This window comes from Streptomyces sp. NPDC085927 (assembly GCF_044540975.1).
GTDB lineage: Bacteria > Actinomycetota > Actinomycetes > Streptomycetales > Streptomycetaceae > Streptomyces > Streptomyces hirsutus.
Genome location: NZ_JBITSN010000008.1, coordinates 142,503 through 159,276, shown reverse-complemented (window position 1 = coordinate 159,276; position 16,774 = coordinate 142,503). Strand labels below are relative to the sequence as shown.

General features: G+C 71.0%; 13 protein-coding genes. 6 read left to right on the top strand and 7 right to left on the bottom strand.

From position 1 onward, the window contains the following. Positions 1-129: 129 nt before the first annotated feature. The 4 genes from ACIF80_RS22165 to ACIF80_RS22150 all read right to left on the bottom strand — a co-directional run bounded on the left by ACIF80_RS22165 (position 130) and on the right by ACIF80_RS22150 (position 5,840). On the bottom strand, positions 130-3,405 hold the full coding sequence (locus ACIF80_RS22165; protein WP_399807168.1) for a LamG-like jellyroll fold domain-containing protein: 3,276 nt from the start codon (positions 3,403-3,405) through the stop codon (positions 130-132). Between the two features lie 412 nt (positions 3,406-3,817). After that, positions 3,818-4,621 carry an SAM-dependent methyltransferase gene (locus tag ACIF80_RS22160; RefSeq protein ID WP_399807167.1) on the bottom strand — a complete coding sequence of 268 codons (804 nt, stop codon included), beginning with the start codon at positions 4,619-4,621 and terminating at the stop codon, positions 3,818-3,820. A 122-nt stretch (positions 4,622-4,743) separates the two neighbouring features. Further along, positions 4,744-4,974: a DUF397 domain-containing protein gene (locus ACIF80_RS22155; protein WP_399807165.1), complete on the bottom strand. Its 231-nt coding sequence runs from the start codon at positions 4,972-4,974 to the stop codon at positions 4,744-4,746. After that, positions 4,971-5,840 carry a helix-turn-helix domain-containing protein gene (locus ACIF80_RS22150; protein WP_399807162.1) on the bottom strand — a complete coding sequence of 290 codons (870 nt, stop codon included), beginning with the start codon at positions 5,838-5,840 and terminating at the stop codon, positions 4,971-4,973. Before ACIF80_RS22150 ends, ACIF80_RS22155 begins: the two co-directional genes overlap by 4 nt. A gap of 256 nt (positions 5,841-6,096) precedes the next feature. Here ACIF80_RS22150 and ACIF80_RS22145 point away from each other — a divergent pair, with 256 nt between their 5' ends. Continuing rightward, positions 6,097-6,555, top strand: coding sequence for an ATP-binding protein (locus tag ACIF80_RS22145; protein ID WP_399807160.1), 459 nt, complete (start codon positions 6,097-6,099; stop codon positions 6,553-6,555). A 139-nt stretch (positions 6,556-6,694) separates the two neighbouring features. After that, a complete protein-coding gene (locus tag ACIF80_RS22140; RefSeq protein WP_399807159.1) occupies positions 6,695-7,309 on the top strand; it encodes a TetR/AcrR family transcriptional regulator in 615 nt (204 codons plus the stop codon). A gap of 460 nt (positions 7,310-7,769) precedes the next feature. On the opposite strand, the gene ACIF80_RS22135 is transcribed toward ACIF80_RS22140, so the two are convergent. The 3 genes from ACIF80_RS22135 to ACIF80_RS22125 all read right to left on the bottom strand — a co-directional run bounded on the left by ACIF80_RS22135 (position 7,770) and on the right by ACIF80_RS22125 (position 11,505). Further along, entirely contained in the window at positions 7,770-8,369 is a 600-nt protein-coding gene (locus tag ACIF80_RS22135) for a DinB family protein (RefSeq protein WP_399807158.1), read from the bottom strand. Positions 8,370-8,492: 123 nt separating this feature from the next. Then, positions 8,493-10,034, bottom strand: a complete 1,542-nt coding sequence (locus ACIF80_RS22130) for a hypothetical protein (protein ID WP_399807156.1) — start codon at positions 10,032-10,034, stop codon at positions 8,493-8,495. Positions 10,035-10,308: 274 nt separating this feature from the next. Then, a complete protein-coding gene (locus tag ACIF80_RS22125) occupies positions 10,309-11,505 on the bottom strand; it encodes a 4-hydroxybenzoate 3-monooxygenase (protein ID WP_399807153.1) in 1,197 nt (398 codons plus the stop codon). A 169-nt stretch (positions 11,506-11,674) separates the two neighbouring features. On the opposite strand from ACIF80_RS22125, the gene ACIF80_RS22120 reads away from it, so the two are divergent. The 4 genes from ACIF80_RS22120 (at position 11,675) to ACIF80_RS22105 (ending at position 16,671) form a co-directional block, all read left to right on the top strand. Further along, positions 11,675-12,052: an ASCH domain-containing protein gene (locus ACIF80_RS22120; protein ID WP_399807151.1), complete on the top strand. Its 378-nt coding sequence runs from the start codon at positions 11,675-11,677 to the stop codon at positions 12,050-12,052. Between the two features lie 269 nt (positions 12,053-12,321). Then, positions 12,322-13,134: an SDR family NAD(P)-dependent oxidoreductase gene (locus ACIF80_RS22115; protein ID WP_399807148.1), complete on the top strand. Its 813-nt coding sequence runs from the start codon at positions 12,322-12,324 to the stop codon at positions 13,132-13,134. A 32-nt stretch (positions 13,135-13,166) separates the two neighbouring features. Beyond that, complete coding sequence (locus ACIF80_RS22110; protein ID WP_399807145.1) at positions 13,167-14,381, top strand: serine hydrolase domain-containing protein; 1,215 nt, start codon at positions 13,167-13,169, stop codon at positions 14,379-14,381. A 19-nt stretch (positions 14,382-14,400) separates the two neighbouring features. Beyond that, complete coding sequence (locus ACIF80_RS22105; protein ID WP_399807142.1) at positions 14,401-16,671, top strand: cytochrome P450; 2,271 nt, start codon at positions 14,401-14,403, stop codon at positions 16,669-16,671. Positions 16,672-16,774: the final 103 nt, after the last annotated feature.

The window sequence follows — 16,774 nt, the reverse complement described above, 5'->3', positions numbered from 1 at the left end:
GCCGGCGGCGGGGGGGGGGTGCGCCCCCTCTGCGTTTTTTGTTCGCGCCGCCGGTTGGGGCCGCCCCCCCCGGGGGGGGGGGCCCCCGCGCCGCCGGGGGGGGGCCCCGGCCCCCCCCCCACAACCCGCTTACGGCTTCTCCCGGTCGTGCAGGGCGCTCACCTCCTCGGCGGTGAGTGCCCTGTCGTACGCGTGGACCTCGTCCACCGCGCCGTCCCAGAAGTCGGTGTCGCCGCCGTTCCACCGGGCGCGGCCCACGGCGAGCGGACCCGAGCCGACGTGGGCGGGGCCGGCGGCGGCGGTCGCCGCCAGGGTGCCGTCCACGTAGAGGTCGATCTCGTCGCGGGCGTCGTCACGGACACCGACGAGGTGGTACCAGCGGCCGGTCTCCGGCCGCGTCTGAAGCCGTGCGCGGTGGCCGCCGGGCGTGCTGAAGGCGAAGGCTCCCTGCCCGTACTGCAGGTAGAAGGGGTTCTCCCGGCGCGATCCGTCCTGGCTGATCGCGGTGGCGTAGTTGCCGGGGAGCGAGTCGAGCCTGACCCAGCCGGCGACGGAGTAGCTGCCGGTGGTGTCGAGTACGGGGCCCTCGGTCTCGGCGTGCTGCCCCTGCCCGTCGAACTCGAGCGCGCTGCCGCTGACGCCGGGGGTCCAGCCGGCGCCCCCGGTGAGCGTCAGGGGTTTGCCGTTGGGGCCGTCGTCCTTCGCGGTCGTGCCGGTGCCCTCGTCGAGGGTCCAGTGGCCGCCGCCCTTCAGCTGCTCCCGCTCGCCCGCGGCGGCGCCGGCCGCGATCACCTTGCGGTTGACCTCACGCACCCGGACCGGGTCGACCTTGATCTCCCGGCGGTCGTAGGTGTAGAGGCCGTTCAGCTCGTTCTCCAGGTCGGTGATCTGTGTGTACACCGAACCGGAGAGTTCGGCGGCGGCCTGGTCGAGGTAGAACTGCTCGGTGTTCTCCACGTACTTGCGGGTCAGCGCCTCCTTGTCGGCGACCCCGCTGTAGATCACCGTCGGCGTGCCGGGCCACATGTGGCCGGGGGTGCGCAGGGTGAAGCCGCCGTGCTCGCCGTCCATGGCCGCCCGGTGGTCGGGGAACGGCGGGTCCTCGTTGGTGTAGTCGTGGTGGTCGATGATGTCGCCCTTGCCCGAGTCACCCTTGGAGTTGCAGCAGTTGACACCGCTGTGGGCGTTGACGACGCGGGAGGGGTCGGCGGCCTTCACCGACTCGGCGATGCGGCCGCTCTCCTCGCGGTTCCACTCGCCCCAGCCTTCGTTGAAGACGATCCAGCCGATGACCGAGGGCGAGTTGTGGTGCTGGCGCATCATCTCGCGGCCCTGGTCGACGAAGGCCTTCTGCCCGGTCTCGTTGGTGATGTTCCCGGAGACGAAGTCCTGCCAGACCAGCAGGCCGAGCTTGTCGGCGTGGTAGAACCAGCGCGCCGGCTCCACCTTGATGTGCTTGCGGACGGCGTTGAAGCCGAGCTTCTTGTGCGCCTCGAGGTCGAAGGCCAGCGCCTTGTCGCTGGGGGCGGTGTAGAGGCCGTCGGGCCAGAAGCCCTGGTCCAGGGTGGCGAGGGAGAAGACGGGCTTTCCGTTGAGCACCAGCTTCTGGTAGCCGCCGACCTCCTCGATCCCGATCTCGCGCATGCCGAAGTAGCTGCCGACCCTGTCGGCCGACCTGCCGTCGGTCAGTCTGACGTCGAGGTCGTAGAGGTAGGGGTCGTCGGGGCTCCACAGGTGCTGTTTCGTCACGGGGAGCTGGAGCCGGCGGTTGGCGGGCCCGCTGACCTTGCCGACGACCTTCCCGCGGGCGTCGCGGGCGACGGCCTCCACGCGCGCCTTCGGGGAGGCGCCCTCGGACTCGACGGTCACCGCCAGGCTGCCGGTGTCGATGTCGGGCGTGGTGACGACGTTGTCAATGGCGGTGTCGGCGACGGGCTCCATCCAGACCGTCTGCCAGATCCCGGACGACTGGGTGTAGAAGATGCCGCTGGGACGGGTGTGCTGCTTGCCCGTCGGCTGGTCGGCGCCGCCGGTGTCGGTGACCTCGACCACGACCTCCTGCGCTCCCCCGCCCTTGAGCGCGTCGGTGATGTCGGCGCTGAACGCGGTGTACCCACCGGTGTGTTCGGCGACCTTCTTGCCGTTGACCCAGACGCGGGCCTGGTAGTCCACGGCGCCGAAGTGGAGCTTCAGCCGTTTGCCCTGGCCGACCTTCCAGTTCTTCGGGACCTCGACGAGCTTGCGGTAGAACATGTGGTCCTCGTGCCGTTCGAGCCCGGACAGCTGGGACTCGACGGGGAACGGCACGGTGATCTTCTCGTCCAGGTTCCTGCCGAAGACCGGCTGCTCGCCCGCCTTCGCACCGCTGAACTGCCAGGTCCCGTTGAGGTTCTTCCACTGGGAGCGCACCTGCTGCGGGCGGGGGTGCTCCGGCAGCGGGTTCTTCCTGTCCAGCTTGTCGCCCCACGGTGTGGTGAGCCGGTGGCCGGAGGCGTTCGCGGCGTAGCGGACGATCCGGGGCACGGTCTTGCCACCTGCCGTCAGCCCGCCTTCGCCGTCGTAGGTGAACCGGACCTGCTGGTTCTTCTGGATGGGCTTCGCGAGCGTGACGAGGAGGGAGGCGCGGTCGCCGGGGGCGGCCTTCACCGACGTGACCGGCATGGCGGTCGTGTCGGCCTCGATCTTCAGGTGCTCCGCGGCCTCGTCGAGGTCCCCGACCCGTTCCTCGAAGCGGGCGCGCAGCCGCTTCCCGTCCTCGGCGACCGACAGGTCCACCGGGAAGACCTCGAAGCCGGCTGGTGGTGTGAACGCCGACTCGGGGACGAGTTGCTTGGGCGTCGTCGGGCTCGACCAGCGCAGGAACATGTTCGACCCGCCGAGGTCCTGGAACATCTCCAGCCGGAAGGTGTGCTTCTCACCGGCGGCCAGCCTGATCGGCTCGCTGGTCTGTTCCCTGTCCCAGTCCGGCTCCCAGTGGTCGATGACCGGCTTGTCGTCGATGAAGAGGCGGAAGCCGTTGTCGCCGACGGCGTAGAACGTGTAGTCGCCGGTCTCCGGTGCCTCGATCTGCCCCGTCCAGCGAGCGGTCGTGTGCTCCGTCTTCCCGGTCAGTTCCTCGAAGGTGCTCGTCAGGCCGGAGAAGTTGATCTGCGGCTCCAGGAGGGTGCCGCCGAGCTCGGCGAAGTCCCTGGCTCCTGGCGCGGACATGCTGAAGTACTCGCCCTTCAGGCCGTGCTGCTCGACGGCGGCATCGGCTGCCGCACCGGCGGTGCGCGCGGACGTGCTGCTGCTCGCGGGTTCCGCGGCCGCCGCGGCGGGAACCGCGGCGCTCGTGGGCAGGACCAGGGCCGCGGCGGTCAGCAGAGCCCACCACCGGGCTCTCGGGCGGGTGTGTTGTCTGGTCATCGAACCTTTCCTCGCGCAGGGGGCTTGGGGACAGGACGAAACGGACTGCGTAGGTGAACGGCCGTGCCGGTGGCGGGTGTTCACCGGAGGACGACGCGGGCCCGCCGGTGCGGTACGGCACCGGCGCCGCGACGGCCGGGAGCTCTTTCAACGTTGGAAATTCACTGTGCAGCGGAATGACAACACGTCACCCGACGGCTGTCCAGACCTCGCGCACAGTTGGCCGTCCGTCAGGAACCGGCGCCTCCGTGGCGGGCCGACGGTCTTCGCGGGCGGGCGAGGGGGTGCGAAGGGGATGTCCGAGGCGGACCGCTGCTGTCGCGCCGGCCCGGCCGAGGGCAAGGGCGCGGGGGTGGGGTGGGGCGCCGCAGCACGCCACGGAGGAGCGGGGTGGGCCGCGGCGGCGCGGACCTCAGGGGATGCGGGCGACTCCGACGTACAACGGGATCTGCTCACTTCGGCTGCGCTGCTCCCCGGGCTCCGGGTGCCAGCGCTCCGCGAGCTCTATGCCGGGGTCGATCAGCTCGAGTCCCGTGAAGAATCTGGCGAACTCGTCGCGTGACCGGACCTGGGCGGAGGTCCCTCCCTTGCGGTAGACCTCGACGACACGCTCCCAGGTCTCGGCGTCGAAGTCTCCTGTCGCGTGGGAGAGAGCCAGACAGCTGCCGGGAGCAAGGGACTTGAGCAGTTCGGACACGATCCGGTAGGGGTCGTCCTCCTCCGCCACCAGGTGCAGCAGGGCCACCAGGGACAGGGTGACCGGCTGCTCGAAGTCGAGGGTCTCCCTCGCCGCCGCGAGGATCTTCTCCGGCTCCCTCGCGTCGGCCTGGACGTAGGCGGTGCTGCCCTCCGGTGTGCTGTGCAGGAGCGCCTCGGAGTGTCTGAGGACGATCGGGTCGTTGTCCGCGTACACCACGCGGGCCCCGGGCGTGATTCCCTGGACGATCTGGTGGAGATTGGGCTCGGTGGGTATTCCTGTGCCGATGTCGAGGAACTGACGGACGCCCCGCTTCGCGAGCATCCGGGCGGCCCGGTGCATGAAGTCGCGGTTGACCCGTGCCATTTCCTTCACCGCGGGGAAGAAGGAGATCACCTTCTCGGCGGCCTCCCAGTCGACGGGGTAGTTGTCCTTTCCGTCGAGGAAGTAGTCGTACATGCGGGCCGACTGGGGTTTGCTGGTGTCGATGTCGTCCGCGTTGAATCCCGCGTCTGTCACTTCAGTCCTCCGCTACGGCATCGGCGTGGTGATTCGTTTCATTCGGCTGGTACCGATCAGCGCGCTCAAGACGCTTCGGTGCGCTGATGAAGGGACGCACCCCGGTAGGTTCCCGGCGGGTCTCAGGCAACGAGGAAGTCCGCCGCTCCCGACTTGGCCGCCCTGACCAGTTCGGCGATCTCGGCGGTGGTGCAGATGAGGGCGGGGCCGTCGGGGTCCGCCGACTGCCTCAGCGCCACCCTCCCACCGCCGATTTCCTTCACCTCGACACAGTTTCCGTTGTTGCTGCCGCTCCACGGTTTGTGCCACCCCTCGGCTCCCAGCTCGCCTGTGGCGTTCATCGCGTGCTTCATCGTTCCCACTCCTTGCGGACGTCCGAAAGGAATTCCCTGGTACGCCCCCTGGACATTGCTTGGGCGCTCATCCGGTCGAGCACCTCACGGTGCAGCGCGACCTCTCTCCGGTCCTCGCTGTACTGGGCGCCGCCGAGGTTGTCCGTGCCGACGATGTCCGGGAAATCCGGCATCGGAAGGCGGAAGAGGGTGAAGGGCGCGAATGCGCCCGGGTGCAGTCCGGCGCCGAAGGGCAACACCTGAAGGGTGACGTTCGACAGGTCCGTCACCTCGATCAGACGGTCGACCTGGGCCTTCATGACCTCGGACCCGCCGGCCGGTCGCCGCAGGACGGTCTCGTCCATGACGATCCACAGCCGGGGCGCAGCCGGGTCCCGGCGGGTGAGCAGGGCCTGACGCTCCATCCGCAGCGCCACGCGCCGGGTCAGTTCCTCCGGCGTCGGGTGGGGGCGGCTCAGTCTCAGGACGTCGCGGGCGTAGTCCTCGGTCTGGAGGAGCCCCGGGACGACGTGGGGTTCGTAACCCCGTATGTGGGTGGCCGAGTTCTCCAGACTGACGTGCACCGCGAACCAGTCCGGCAGGGCGTCACGGTAACTCTTCCACCAGCCGGGCCGGTTGGCCCGGTCGGTGAGGGCGAGGAACTCCCGGGCCTCACTCTCCGGTACACCGTAGATCTCCAACAGCGCCTTGACCGTGGCCCACTTCAGGGTGACCTTGGCCTGCTCCATTCTGGTGACCGTGGTGTGGGCCTGGCGCAGTCTGGCACCGACGTCCTGCGCCGAGAGGCCCTTGGTCCGCCGCAGTTCCTGGAGCCGTCTGCCCAGCACCATCTGAAGAACGGTCGGGGCCGATCGCGGTGCGCTCACGTCGCATGCCTCCTCGAACGGCCGGTCGCCGGGCAGTCTGCCACGGGCTCCGTCCCACAGACAGGCGCACAGCGAAGTTGTGCACTGTGCAAAGTGATGGGTTGCCAGGGCACTGGCGGGGCAACCATAGTGACGGGGTGGCCAGTTGTCCCCGGACCGCACGCCAGGAGCCGGCTACGCGTGGCCACGTGGACACCTGTCACGACCGCTCCCCCAGCGCACGGCACCCGGTGTTCCCCCACGTTAGGAATCGTTCGTGGCCTTAACCGACGCCACCCCCACGGCCGGTGGCACCCCTCCCCCCGACCTCGGCGGCGCCGCCTGCCGGGCCGCCTACTTCCTGCCTCCCGACCGCAGAACCGTCGGGAGGGCCCGTCACCTCGTGACGGAGCAGCTCGGTCTCTGGGGCGTCGCCCCGGACGACTGCGACACAGCGGTCCTCGTGGTGAGTGAGCTCCTCACCAACGCCGTCCTCCACACGAACAGCCGGAGAGTCGCCTGCACCCTGGGAGCCACACCGGACCTGGTGCTGATCCAGGTCACGGACGACGGCAGCGGCCCGTCCGCGCCCCGGACGCGACGGGCCGGTTCCCGGGACGAGGCCGGACGCGGACTGCTGCTGGTCAGGGCCCTGTCGGAGCACTGGGGGGTGGGGGTCGCCGAGTACGGGGGCGGCCGGACCGTATGGGCGACGCTGCGCACGGCCCGGCCCTGAGCCCACAGCCGGTCCGCCCGGCCGGCTGTCGCCGCCCGGCCCGCGCTCTGACATCATGGATCAAACGGAACACCGCTCCGGAACAAGGGTACGGAACCACGTTCCGTACAGCAGGTCCGGCAGCGGAGGGAGCGACGCGGTGAGCGACACCGACGGCAGCGGCAGCGGCAGCGGCAGCAAGGAGACGGGGCGCGCGGGCCGGTCCAAACGGACGGACGCCCGGCGCAACGAGAAGACGCTGCTCGACGCGGCGGCCACCGTCTTCGTCACCTCGGGCGTGGACGCGCCGGTGCGCGACATCGCGGCCGAGGCCGGTGTCGGGGTGGGCACGATCTACCGCCACTTCCCGACCCGGGCGGATCTCATCATCGCCGTCTACCGGCACCAGGTCGAGGCCTGCGCCGAGGCCGGTCCGGCCCTGCTGGAGAGCAGCGCGACGCCGCACACGGCGCTGCGGGAATGGATCAGTCTCTTCGTCGACTTCCTGGTCACCAAGCACGGACTCGCCGGGGTGCTGCAGTCCGACAACTCCGGTTTCGAGACCCTGCACGCCTACTTCCTCGACCGGCTCGTGCCCGTGTGCTCCCGGTTGCTCGTCGCAGCGGCCGCATCCGGTGAGATCCGCTCCGACATGGATGCCTACGCGCTCATGCGCGGCGTGGGGAACCTCTGCATCGGCGCGGACAGCGATCCCCGCTACGACGCACGCCGACTGGTCGACCTCCTCGTCACCGGGCTGCGGCAGCCGCACTGACACCCGTGGGTGCCCTTCTCGCCGTATCCGGTCGCCGGTCGGCCGCATCGACGGGAGCCTGTGCGGCACCGGTGTGCTGTCCCCGGTCAGCGGGGCGTGGGAGACGGACTGCCGGGCCCGGGATCTGCGGGGGATCGCGCCCGAAGGCAGGTGAGCTTCCAGGACGTCCGTGGTGGGCCGGCGCGGCCGTGCAGGGCGATGTCGAGGGGGGTGGTCGTGCTCACCGGCCGGTCCTCGCTGCGACGAGGGCCGGTACGGAGGCCGGCGAGCCCGATCGCTCCGCTGGGACCGATCGGCCCGAGGGGCCTGCCGAGTCCGATGTCCGGCGATGCGTACTCCTCGTGGTCGGCCTTCTCACCACGGTGTCGGATCGGACGGGTCGCCCTCTACGACCGGACGGCCCTCCGATCTGTGGCACCGTCGTGCCGGCACCGCCCGCCGGACCTCGTGTCCCGGCCGGTCAGCGGCCGGCGGCCTCCCTCGCCGCCTGCTCCAGCCGGCGCCTGTGGGCCTCCCACCAGGCCGTGTCACCGGACGGCAGGTCGCTCGCTCCCTTCCCCCGGCCGACGGCCCCGTCGATGAGCTCCCGCAGGATGTCCGCGTGGCCGGCGTGCCGGTGGGTGTCGGCGATCACGCGCACCAGGAGGTGGTGCAGCGTGGTCCGGCTCCGCTCCTCCGGCCACCACGGGACGTGGCCCACGGTGTCGAGCGCGAGTGCCGCGAACGTGCTGTCCGCGTGCTCCCAGGCGCGGTGGTAGAGCGCGACGATCTCCTCGCGCGACTCGTCCGCGGTGGCCCACATGTCCGCGTTGGGTTCGGTGTCCTGCGTGTACCACCAGGACGGCGGATCCTGCCGGAAGAACGGCCGGCCGAACACGTCGCCGAAGTAGCCCAGTTCCACTCCGGCGGCGTGCTTGACCAGCCCCAGCAGGTTGGTGCCGGTGGGCGTCAGCGGGCGGCGGACGTCGTACTCCGGGAGTCCTTCGAGTTTCCACACCAGGGCTTCCCTGGCGTCCTGCAGATAGCGGGTCAGGTCCGCTTTCGGGTCCGGTTCCGTCATGTCCCGCAGTCTCGCACCGGGCACTGACAGCCGGGTCCGTACGACGGCCGCCGCACGACCGGCCGCCGCACGACCGGCCGTGCCGGCGTCCGGCGTCCGGCGTCCGGCGTCAAAGGCCGGGGGTCATCGTCCGAGGACGGGGGAGAACGCGTCGCGGATGTCGGACTTCGAGGGCGTGACGTACTTGTTCGAAGGAATGACGCCGTAGGTGAAGAAGAGCGACGGGCAGGTGGAGCCGCTGATCTGCACCGTGCGGTCGGCCACGCGCTTGCCGGTGCGCAGCGCGTACACCTTCACCGGGAGCGAGACCCTGCGGAACGTGACGTCGGTGATCTGCCCGCTGGTCTCGCTCCGGTAGGGGCAGGTGCGGACGGCGCTTCCGAAGTCCTGCCGGCCCACGCACACCACCAGGGCGGCCTTCGCCGCGTCGGTGGTCCGCCAGGCGCCGGGAAGCTTGCCCCAGTGCTCGCTGTCTCCCAGGAACAGGGCTCGGCCGGAGTCCGCGCGGCGGGCGGGAGCCCCCTCGTACTTCGCCGGCTCCTCGCAGTAGCGGTTCTCGCGCACCAACTCCTGGACCTCGTCCAGTTGCAGGGCCAGCACGGCCTTCCTGATCGCCTTGCGGGCCCGGCCCTCATGGCTGTCGCCGGGGTACTCGTCCAGCAGTCGCCGGTAGCGGGACTCCGCCTGCGACCACTGCCGTGTGCTCATCAGGGCGTCGCCGCAGCCCATCAGCGCGGCCGGAGCGAGCCGGTCGGCGGTCTCGGAGGACCGGTCCAGGACCTGCCGGCCCGGCTCGGACTCCCGGTCGCCGAGCCAGTCCGTGATCCGGACCGTCTCGCAGGCGTCGTCGGTGGGCAGCCCGTCCAGGAAGCGGTCCAGGGAGGCCCCGACCGTGGCGTCGTTGCGGGAGTCCTCCTCCAGGACCGAGGCCAGCAGGCGGAAGCCCGAGGCCAGGTCGTCCTGGTCGCCCTCCAGTCCGGCGGCCAGCCGGGCTTCCGCCGTCTCCAGTCGCTCACAGGTGTCGACCGCCGTGTCGCCGCGTGCGGCCACCGGGGCCGCGGCGACCCTGTGCCCCGCCCACACCCGTTCCTGAGCCTCCGTCACCGCCCCGCAGTCGCCGTTCGCGCGTGCCCGGGCGATGTCGTCCTCGATGCCGTGGGCGTCGAACCGCAGCAGTCCCACGCCGAGCAGTACCGCGACGGAGAGGCCGAGCGCGACCAGGCGCTGTGCCGTCCGCGGGCTGCCCCGACGGCGCCGGGCGAGCAGCCATCCGTGCGCCACGATTGTCGCCCACCACAGCAGCAGGAGCACCTCGCTCCAGGTCTCGGCGGTGGCGACCACCGTCCAGACCAGCGCGGAGGTGACCACCGCCGCGGTCCAGAACAGTCCGTGGCGGCGCATCAGCAGATAGCCCGCCCCCAGGAGGGACGCGTTGCCCAGGGCGACCGCAAGCGGATCGTGTCGCGCCGGATCCTGGAACGACGCTCCCGGCGACGGCGGGTCGTGGGCGGGCGGGCCCGGCAGATCCTGCGGGGCCCGGGGGCTGGGCGGGCCGGGCGGGGGTGCGGGCGGCCGGGTCGGAACCGACGGCGCGGGCGGTTCGGTCGGCTTCGGTGGCGCGGACGGGTCCTCGTCCGGCCCGGTGGGTGGCGGCGGAAAGGTCATCGGTCCCCCAGGTGATGATCGTCGTACGGGGCGGACGGGACGCGTCACGGCTCGTCCGGCAGGCGGGAGTGCCGCGCGCGGCTCCCGCTTCCTCCACAGGCCGGCTCCCAAGGCGTCCCCGCCCTCCCGGCACCTCCATTCCACCGCGTTCCAGCGTTGATCAGCACCCTTACGACAGCACTGAACCATCCCCAACCTGCTTGAGGCTCAAGGCCGTTGTTCTTGTCACCGCTTCACCGGCCGACGGTCGGTCCCCGGCGGGGTGGTGCCGTGGTCACCGCCCCGCCGGCCAGCCGGTGTAGGCCTCGGCGAGATAGGTCGATCCCGCGGTCGAGCCGGTCACCGCGGCCAGTTCGCCCTCCTGGCGCCGCACGTCGAACGGGGTGGCCCCCGGCAGGATGTGCAGCATCGTGGTCATCCAGTACGAGAAGTGCTGGGCCTTCCAGACCCTGCCGAGCGCCCGCTCGCTGTAGGTCTCCAGCGGGGCGGTGTCACCCCTCGCCACCGCTCGCTCGAGTTCCTCGGCCAGGACCCGCACGTCGGCGAGCGCCAGGTTGAGGCCCTTGGCGCCGGTCGGCGGCACCGTGTGCGCGGCGTCACCGGCGAGCACCAGCCGCCCGTGGTGCATCGGCTCCTGGACGAAGCTGCGGAACGGGAGCACCGTCCTGGAGGTGATCGGCCCCTCCTTGAGGGTGTGCCCGTTGGCTCCCACCCGGGACTGGAGCTCCTCCCAGATCCGGTCGTCGGACCAGGTGGCGGCGTCCTCGGCGGGGTCGCACTGGAAGTACATCCGCTGGAGGGTCTCGGTGCGCCGGCTGATCAGCGCGAAGCCGCGCGGGGAGTGGTTGTAGATCAGCTCGGGAGCGCTGGGCGGCGCCTCGGCGAGGATGCCGAACCAGGCGAACGGATACGCGCGGAAGTACTGCGTGCGCCGGGCCTGTGGCACCTCGCGGCGGCACAGGCTGCGCGATCCGTCGGCGCCCACCAGGAAGTCGGCGCGTATCTCGTGGGCGGTGCCGTCGGCGTCGGTGAACCGCATGGCCGGGGTGTCGGAGGTGAGGCCGTCCACCGACACGCCGGTGACGCCGAAGCGGACGTCGCCGCCGTCGCGCTCGCGGGCGTCGGCGAGGTCGATGAAGACGTCCGTCTGGGGGTAGAGCTGGGTCGAGGCGCCGACCAGGCCCTGGAAGTCGATCCGGTGGGTGCCCCCTCCGAAGGCGAGTTCGATGCCGTCATGGCGGTGGCCGTCGCGGTGCACCCGGTCGCAGACGCCGGTGCCGGCCAGCAGGTCGACCGAGTCCTGCTCGAGGATCCCGGCCCGGTGGGTCTCCTCGATCTCCCGGCGGCCGCGCAGATCGACCGCGACGGAGTCGATCCCGGCACGGGCGAGCAGATGGGAGAGCATGAGCCCGGCCGGGCCGGCACCGACGATGCCGATCTGCGTACGGCTGTGGACGCGCGAGGATGACATGGCCGACATTCTGCGTCCGTCCGGGCCGCCCGGCCAGGGCCCTCTTCCGTCCGGTGGAAACGGATCGGCCGCCGCGGGCCGGCCCATAATGGCCGGCCGAAGAACGATCCGTGTTTCACACGGCTGACGAAGCAGGGCGGTAAGGAACATGTGGCCACGGGTCGACGGTATGCGCGCACTGGAACTCGGCACCCCCGGCGGGCTGCGTGACGAGCTGAACTCTCTCGTCCTGGCCGGACGGAAGACCGCCACGACCGGCCTGCTGGCCGAGTACGTCGAGGAGACCGAGGGGCTGGAGTTCGCCGGTGAGCGGCTGGCCCTGCTGGACGACGCCGGCCGTCCCGTCGCCACGGTCGAGATCACCGGTGTGGAGGTGACGTCCTTCGCGGAGATCACGTGGGAGCACGCCGCCGCCGAGGGTGAGGGCGACGCCTCCCTCGAGGACTGGCGGGCCGGCCATCGTCGCTTCTGGGAGCGCGAGGGCACCCCGGTGGAGGACGGCACTGCCGTCGTGTGCCTGACCTTCCGGGTGGTGCGGGCCGCCTGACGCTCCCGGCGATCCCTCGCCTTCTCCTCCGCCGACACCGCCGCCCCCGCTCACAGCGGGGGCGGCGGTGTCGGGCTGTGGGCGGCTTTCGCACCCCTGCGGAGCAGGCCTTCGCTTCGGACCAGGAGGAAATCCGGCCTCAGCACGTCCCGGAAAACCAAACCTAGACAGGTGTCAAATTCTTGGCTAGGTTGACCGGACTTCACCGCTGGAAGGCAGACCTTGCCGTAACGCGGCAGGTCCACACCTCAACGACGAGGGGATCAACTATGGAACTCGACGGCAGGATCGCGGTCGTGACCGGTGCGGCATCGGGCATGGGACTGGCCGCCGTGAAGGCCCTGGCGGGAGCCGGCGCCACGGTCTACGGAATGGATCTCCGGCAGGAGAATCTCGACCGCGCCTTCGACGGCCTGGAGCGGGTCCGGGGCCACGCGGCGGACGTGTCCGACTCCGCCGCGGTGAACCGGGTCTTCGACCGGGTCCGGGAGGACCACGGCCGGCTGCACATCCTGGTGAACGCCGCCGGTGTCGCCACGCCGAACAAGGAGAAGCAGGCGTGGGTGGACGGGATCAACCACAGGATGACCGAGTCCTTCAAGACCGGTGAGACCTACCACCCGGAATTCCTGGGCGGCATCTCCGACGAGGACTTCGACCGGGTCGTCTCGATCAATCTCAACGGCACCTTCTACGCGATCCGTGCCGCCGTGCCGCTGCTGAAGGAGAGCGGCAGCGGTTCGATCATCAACTTCGCCTCGGTGGCAGGGCTCATCGGCCTGCCGATGCCCGCCTACTACCCGGCGTCCAAGGCCGCGGTCGTGGGTCTCACCAAGGCGGTGGCGGCCGAACTCGCCCCGTTCGACATCCGGGTCAACGCCCTGGCCCCGGCCGGCATCAGGACCCCCATGCTCACGGCGTCCGGTGACGACCACGTCCAGGCGCTGCTCGCCCTCCAGCCGCTGAAGCGGCTGGCGGAGCCCGACGAGATCGGCCGCACGGTCCTCTTCCTCGCCTCGGACGCGGCGGGGCACTACACCGGCCAGACGCTGGCGCCCTCCGGCGGCGCCCTCATGCTCTGACGCCCCCCGACACACCGGACGGAGAAGAACCAGTGCAGCACACCGACACTCCCGAACCCACTGTCGCCCTCACCGAAACGCCCGGCGTCGAACGCCGCTTCCTCGAGGTCCTGGACGACACCATCCGCGCGGACATCGAGAGCGGCGCCTACCACGGGGCGAACATCGTCGTGGCCCGCCACGGCCGGGTCGCCCTGCGCGGCACCTACGGACTGGCCGACGTCCGGGCCGGCCGCCCGACCCGGCGCGACGACGTCTACCGCATCCTGTCCATGTCCAAGGGCTTCACCAACGCCCTGGTCCTCCGGGCCCTCAGTGAGGGCAGGCTGATGCTCTCCACGCGCGTCGTCGACCTCATCCCCGAGTTCTTCGGCACCGAGCCGTTCCGCGCGGCGCGCAAGGACCGGATCAACCTCGCCCACCTGCTCACGCACCGGGCCGGCATGCCCGCCACGCCGAACCCGGGCCTGGGCCCGGAGGGGTTCGCCGTGCTCGCCGATGTCATCGAGGCGCTGGCCGGCGTCGACGTCGTGCACGAGCCGGGCACGAACCTGAACTACTCGGCGGCCATCAACCACGCGCTCATGGGCGAGATGGCCCGGCGCGCCTACGGTGCCGACTCGTTCCGGGAGCTCATGCGGGAGAAGGTCTTCGACCCCATCGGCATGGCGCACACCCGGTTCGGGATGCCCGGGAAGTGGCGTGACCGGGGCGTGCCGCTGAAGGTCATCGTGGCCAACGACTCCTGGCTCAAGCCCGAGGACATCGAGTGCCTCAACGACGTCATCGACCGCGAGGACGCCGAGATGCCGTGGGTCGGCGCGGTGTCCACCATCGACGACGTCTTCGCGTTCGCCGAGATGCTGCGCAACAAGGGGCGTACCGCTTCCGGGGAGCAGCTCATCGGGGAGTCGGTGCTCGAGTTCGCCGTGACCAACCAGACCGGCGACCAGATCAACGATCTGTACGGCATGGTCGCCGCCGCCCGCAAGTGGGACCTCCCGCCGGGGAACATGGGCCTGGGCATGGCCCTCGCCGGCACGGGGACGCACGCGCGTTTCTTCGGCCCCTTCGTCTCCCCGGGCACCTTCGGCTCGTACGGGGCCGGTTCGTCCCTGCTGTGGGTGGACCCCGTCTCGGGCATGTCCTTCTGCTTCCTCTCCTCCGGGGTGATGGACGAGGGGGACAACGTCGCCCGGTTCCAGAAGCTCTCGTCGATCGCCGCCTCCGCGGCAACCAGCGTCTGACCAGCGAAAGGACCAGGCCATGACGTCACTGCAGGAAGAGGCCCGTCCCGTGGGCCGCTGCCCCGTCGCCCACGGTTTCGACGCGATGGGCGACGACTACTACCGCGACCCGGCCGGCCATCTGGCCACGGTCCGGGACACCTCGCCGGTGTTCTGGTACCCGCACCTCAACGCGTGGATCGTGACGCGGCGGGACGACTGCCTGACCGTCCTCTCGGACTGGCGGACCTACTCGTCGGCGGCGAACTCGGCCGCGGACGTGCCGGAGAAGCACCGCGGGATCTACCCGCCGGATCTCGTGTCGAAGATGATCGTGGGCCAGGACCCGCCCGGTCACACCGAGACGCGTTCCGTGGCCCAGCGGGGCTTCGTCAAGGAGCGCATGGACCGGCTTCAGCCGGAGATCGAGGCCCGGGCGCACCGCATCATCGACCGGTTCGAGAACCGGGGTTCGGTGAATCTGCTCGAGGAGTACTCGCTGGAGCTGACGACCCGGACCATCATGGCGCTGCTGGGTCTCGGCTACGAACACGAGGCGATGATGCGGCAGTTGCGCGACGACCTGTTCGCCGTGCTGTCGTCCGCGCACGAACCGCTGCCCGAGCCGGGGCGAACCGAGGTGTGGGACCGCTTCGTCGAGGCCAACCTGACGCTGCGTGCCATCGTGGACGAGCGGCGCGACTCCGACGCCGACGACATCATCTCCGTGATGGCGTCGGCCAGGGCGAAGGACGGCTCGTACGCGCTGCCCACGCCGCAGATCGCCCTGCACGTCTCCGAGTTCGCCGCGGCCGGCACGGACACCACCGCCCAGGCGATGACCAACGCGGTGATCTTCCTGTCCCAGAACCCCGGGGCGCTGCAGGACGCGCTCGCCGAGCCGGAGCTGTGGCCCCGGGTCTTCGAGGAGACGGTGCGGCGCCGGCCGTCCTCGACGTTCACCTCCCGCCGGGTGACGCGCGACGTGGAACTGTCGGGCGTGAAGATCTCGGCCGGTGACATGGTGTGGGTCGCACTGGCCTCGGCCAATACCGACCCCCGGCACGTCGACCGGCCCTTCGAGTTCGACATCCACCGCCCCGACCCCGAGGATCACCTGGCCTTCACCGCCGGACGGCACACCTGCCTGGGCAATCCGCTCGCCCGGGTCCAGGGTGCGACGGGGCTGCGCGTGCTCTTCGAACGGCTGCCGTCGCTGCGCCCCGACGACACCGACGAGCTGGACTTCCTGCGCATGGCCCTGCTCCCGGTGCGCCGTTCGCTGCACGTGCACTGGGACGTCGCGGACGTCGAGCGGTCGAGGACGCGCACCGTGCGCACGCTCTCCCTGGAGGTGACGGAGCGCACCGAGGCATCGGACGGCGTCGTCGCCCTGGCCCTGAGCCACCCGGACGGCGGGGACCTGCCGCCGTGGAAGGCCGGCGCCCACATCGACGTCCATGTACCCCGGGGGAACAGCGGGGACGACGGGGAGGACGAGCCGTGGGTGCGCCAGTACTCGCTGGCATCCGACCCCGAGGACCGCACCACGTACCGCATCGGTGTGCTGCGGGAGGAGGCCGGCCGGGGCGGATCGGCGGCGGTGCACGACGCGCTGACCGCCGGGTCCCGGGTCACCGTGTCCTGGCCGCGCAACAACTTCCGGCTCCTGCCCTCGCCCCGCTACCTCTTCATCGCCGGAGGCATCGGCATCACCCCGATCCTGCCCATGATCAGGGAGGCCGAGCGTGCCGGGGCCGAGTGGGACCTCGTCTACGGCGGGCGCACCCGCGCGTCGATGGCCTTCCGCGACGAGCTGGCCCCCCACGGCGACCGGGTCACGCTGGTCCCGCAGGACCGGGACGGGCTGATCGACCTGGCCGGTCTGCTCGGTGAGGTGCGTGACGACACGCTCGTCTACGCGTGCGGGCCCGAGCCCCTGCTGCGCGCCGTCGAGGAGAACACCGCCCACTGGCCGAAGAACTCCCTGCGCATGGAGCGGTTCGCTCCCAAGCCCGTGGAACGCACCGTCCCCGACACGCCGTTCCAGGTGGAGTTCGCCGAGTCGGGAACGGTCGTCGAGGTCGGCGCGGACGAGACGATCCTGGAGGCCGCGGAGAAGGCCGGGCTTCCGGTGGTGTCCTCGTGCAAGACCGGGACGTGCGGCACCTGCGAGACGCGCATCGTCTCCGGCCGCGCCGACCACCGGGACTCGATCCTCACCGCGTCGGAGCAGGAGACCAACGAGACCATGCTGATCTGCGTGTCCCGGGCCGAGGCCGGGTGCCCGCGGCTGGTACTCGGCGGCTGACGCCGGCGTCGCCGCCCGCTTCCGGGCACCATTCGGCGGGGGGCCCCCGCCCCCCCGGGGGGGCCCCCCCATTTTGGCGGCGCGGCGGCCCCCCCCCCCCCCC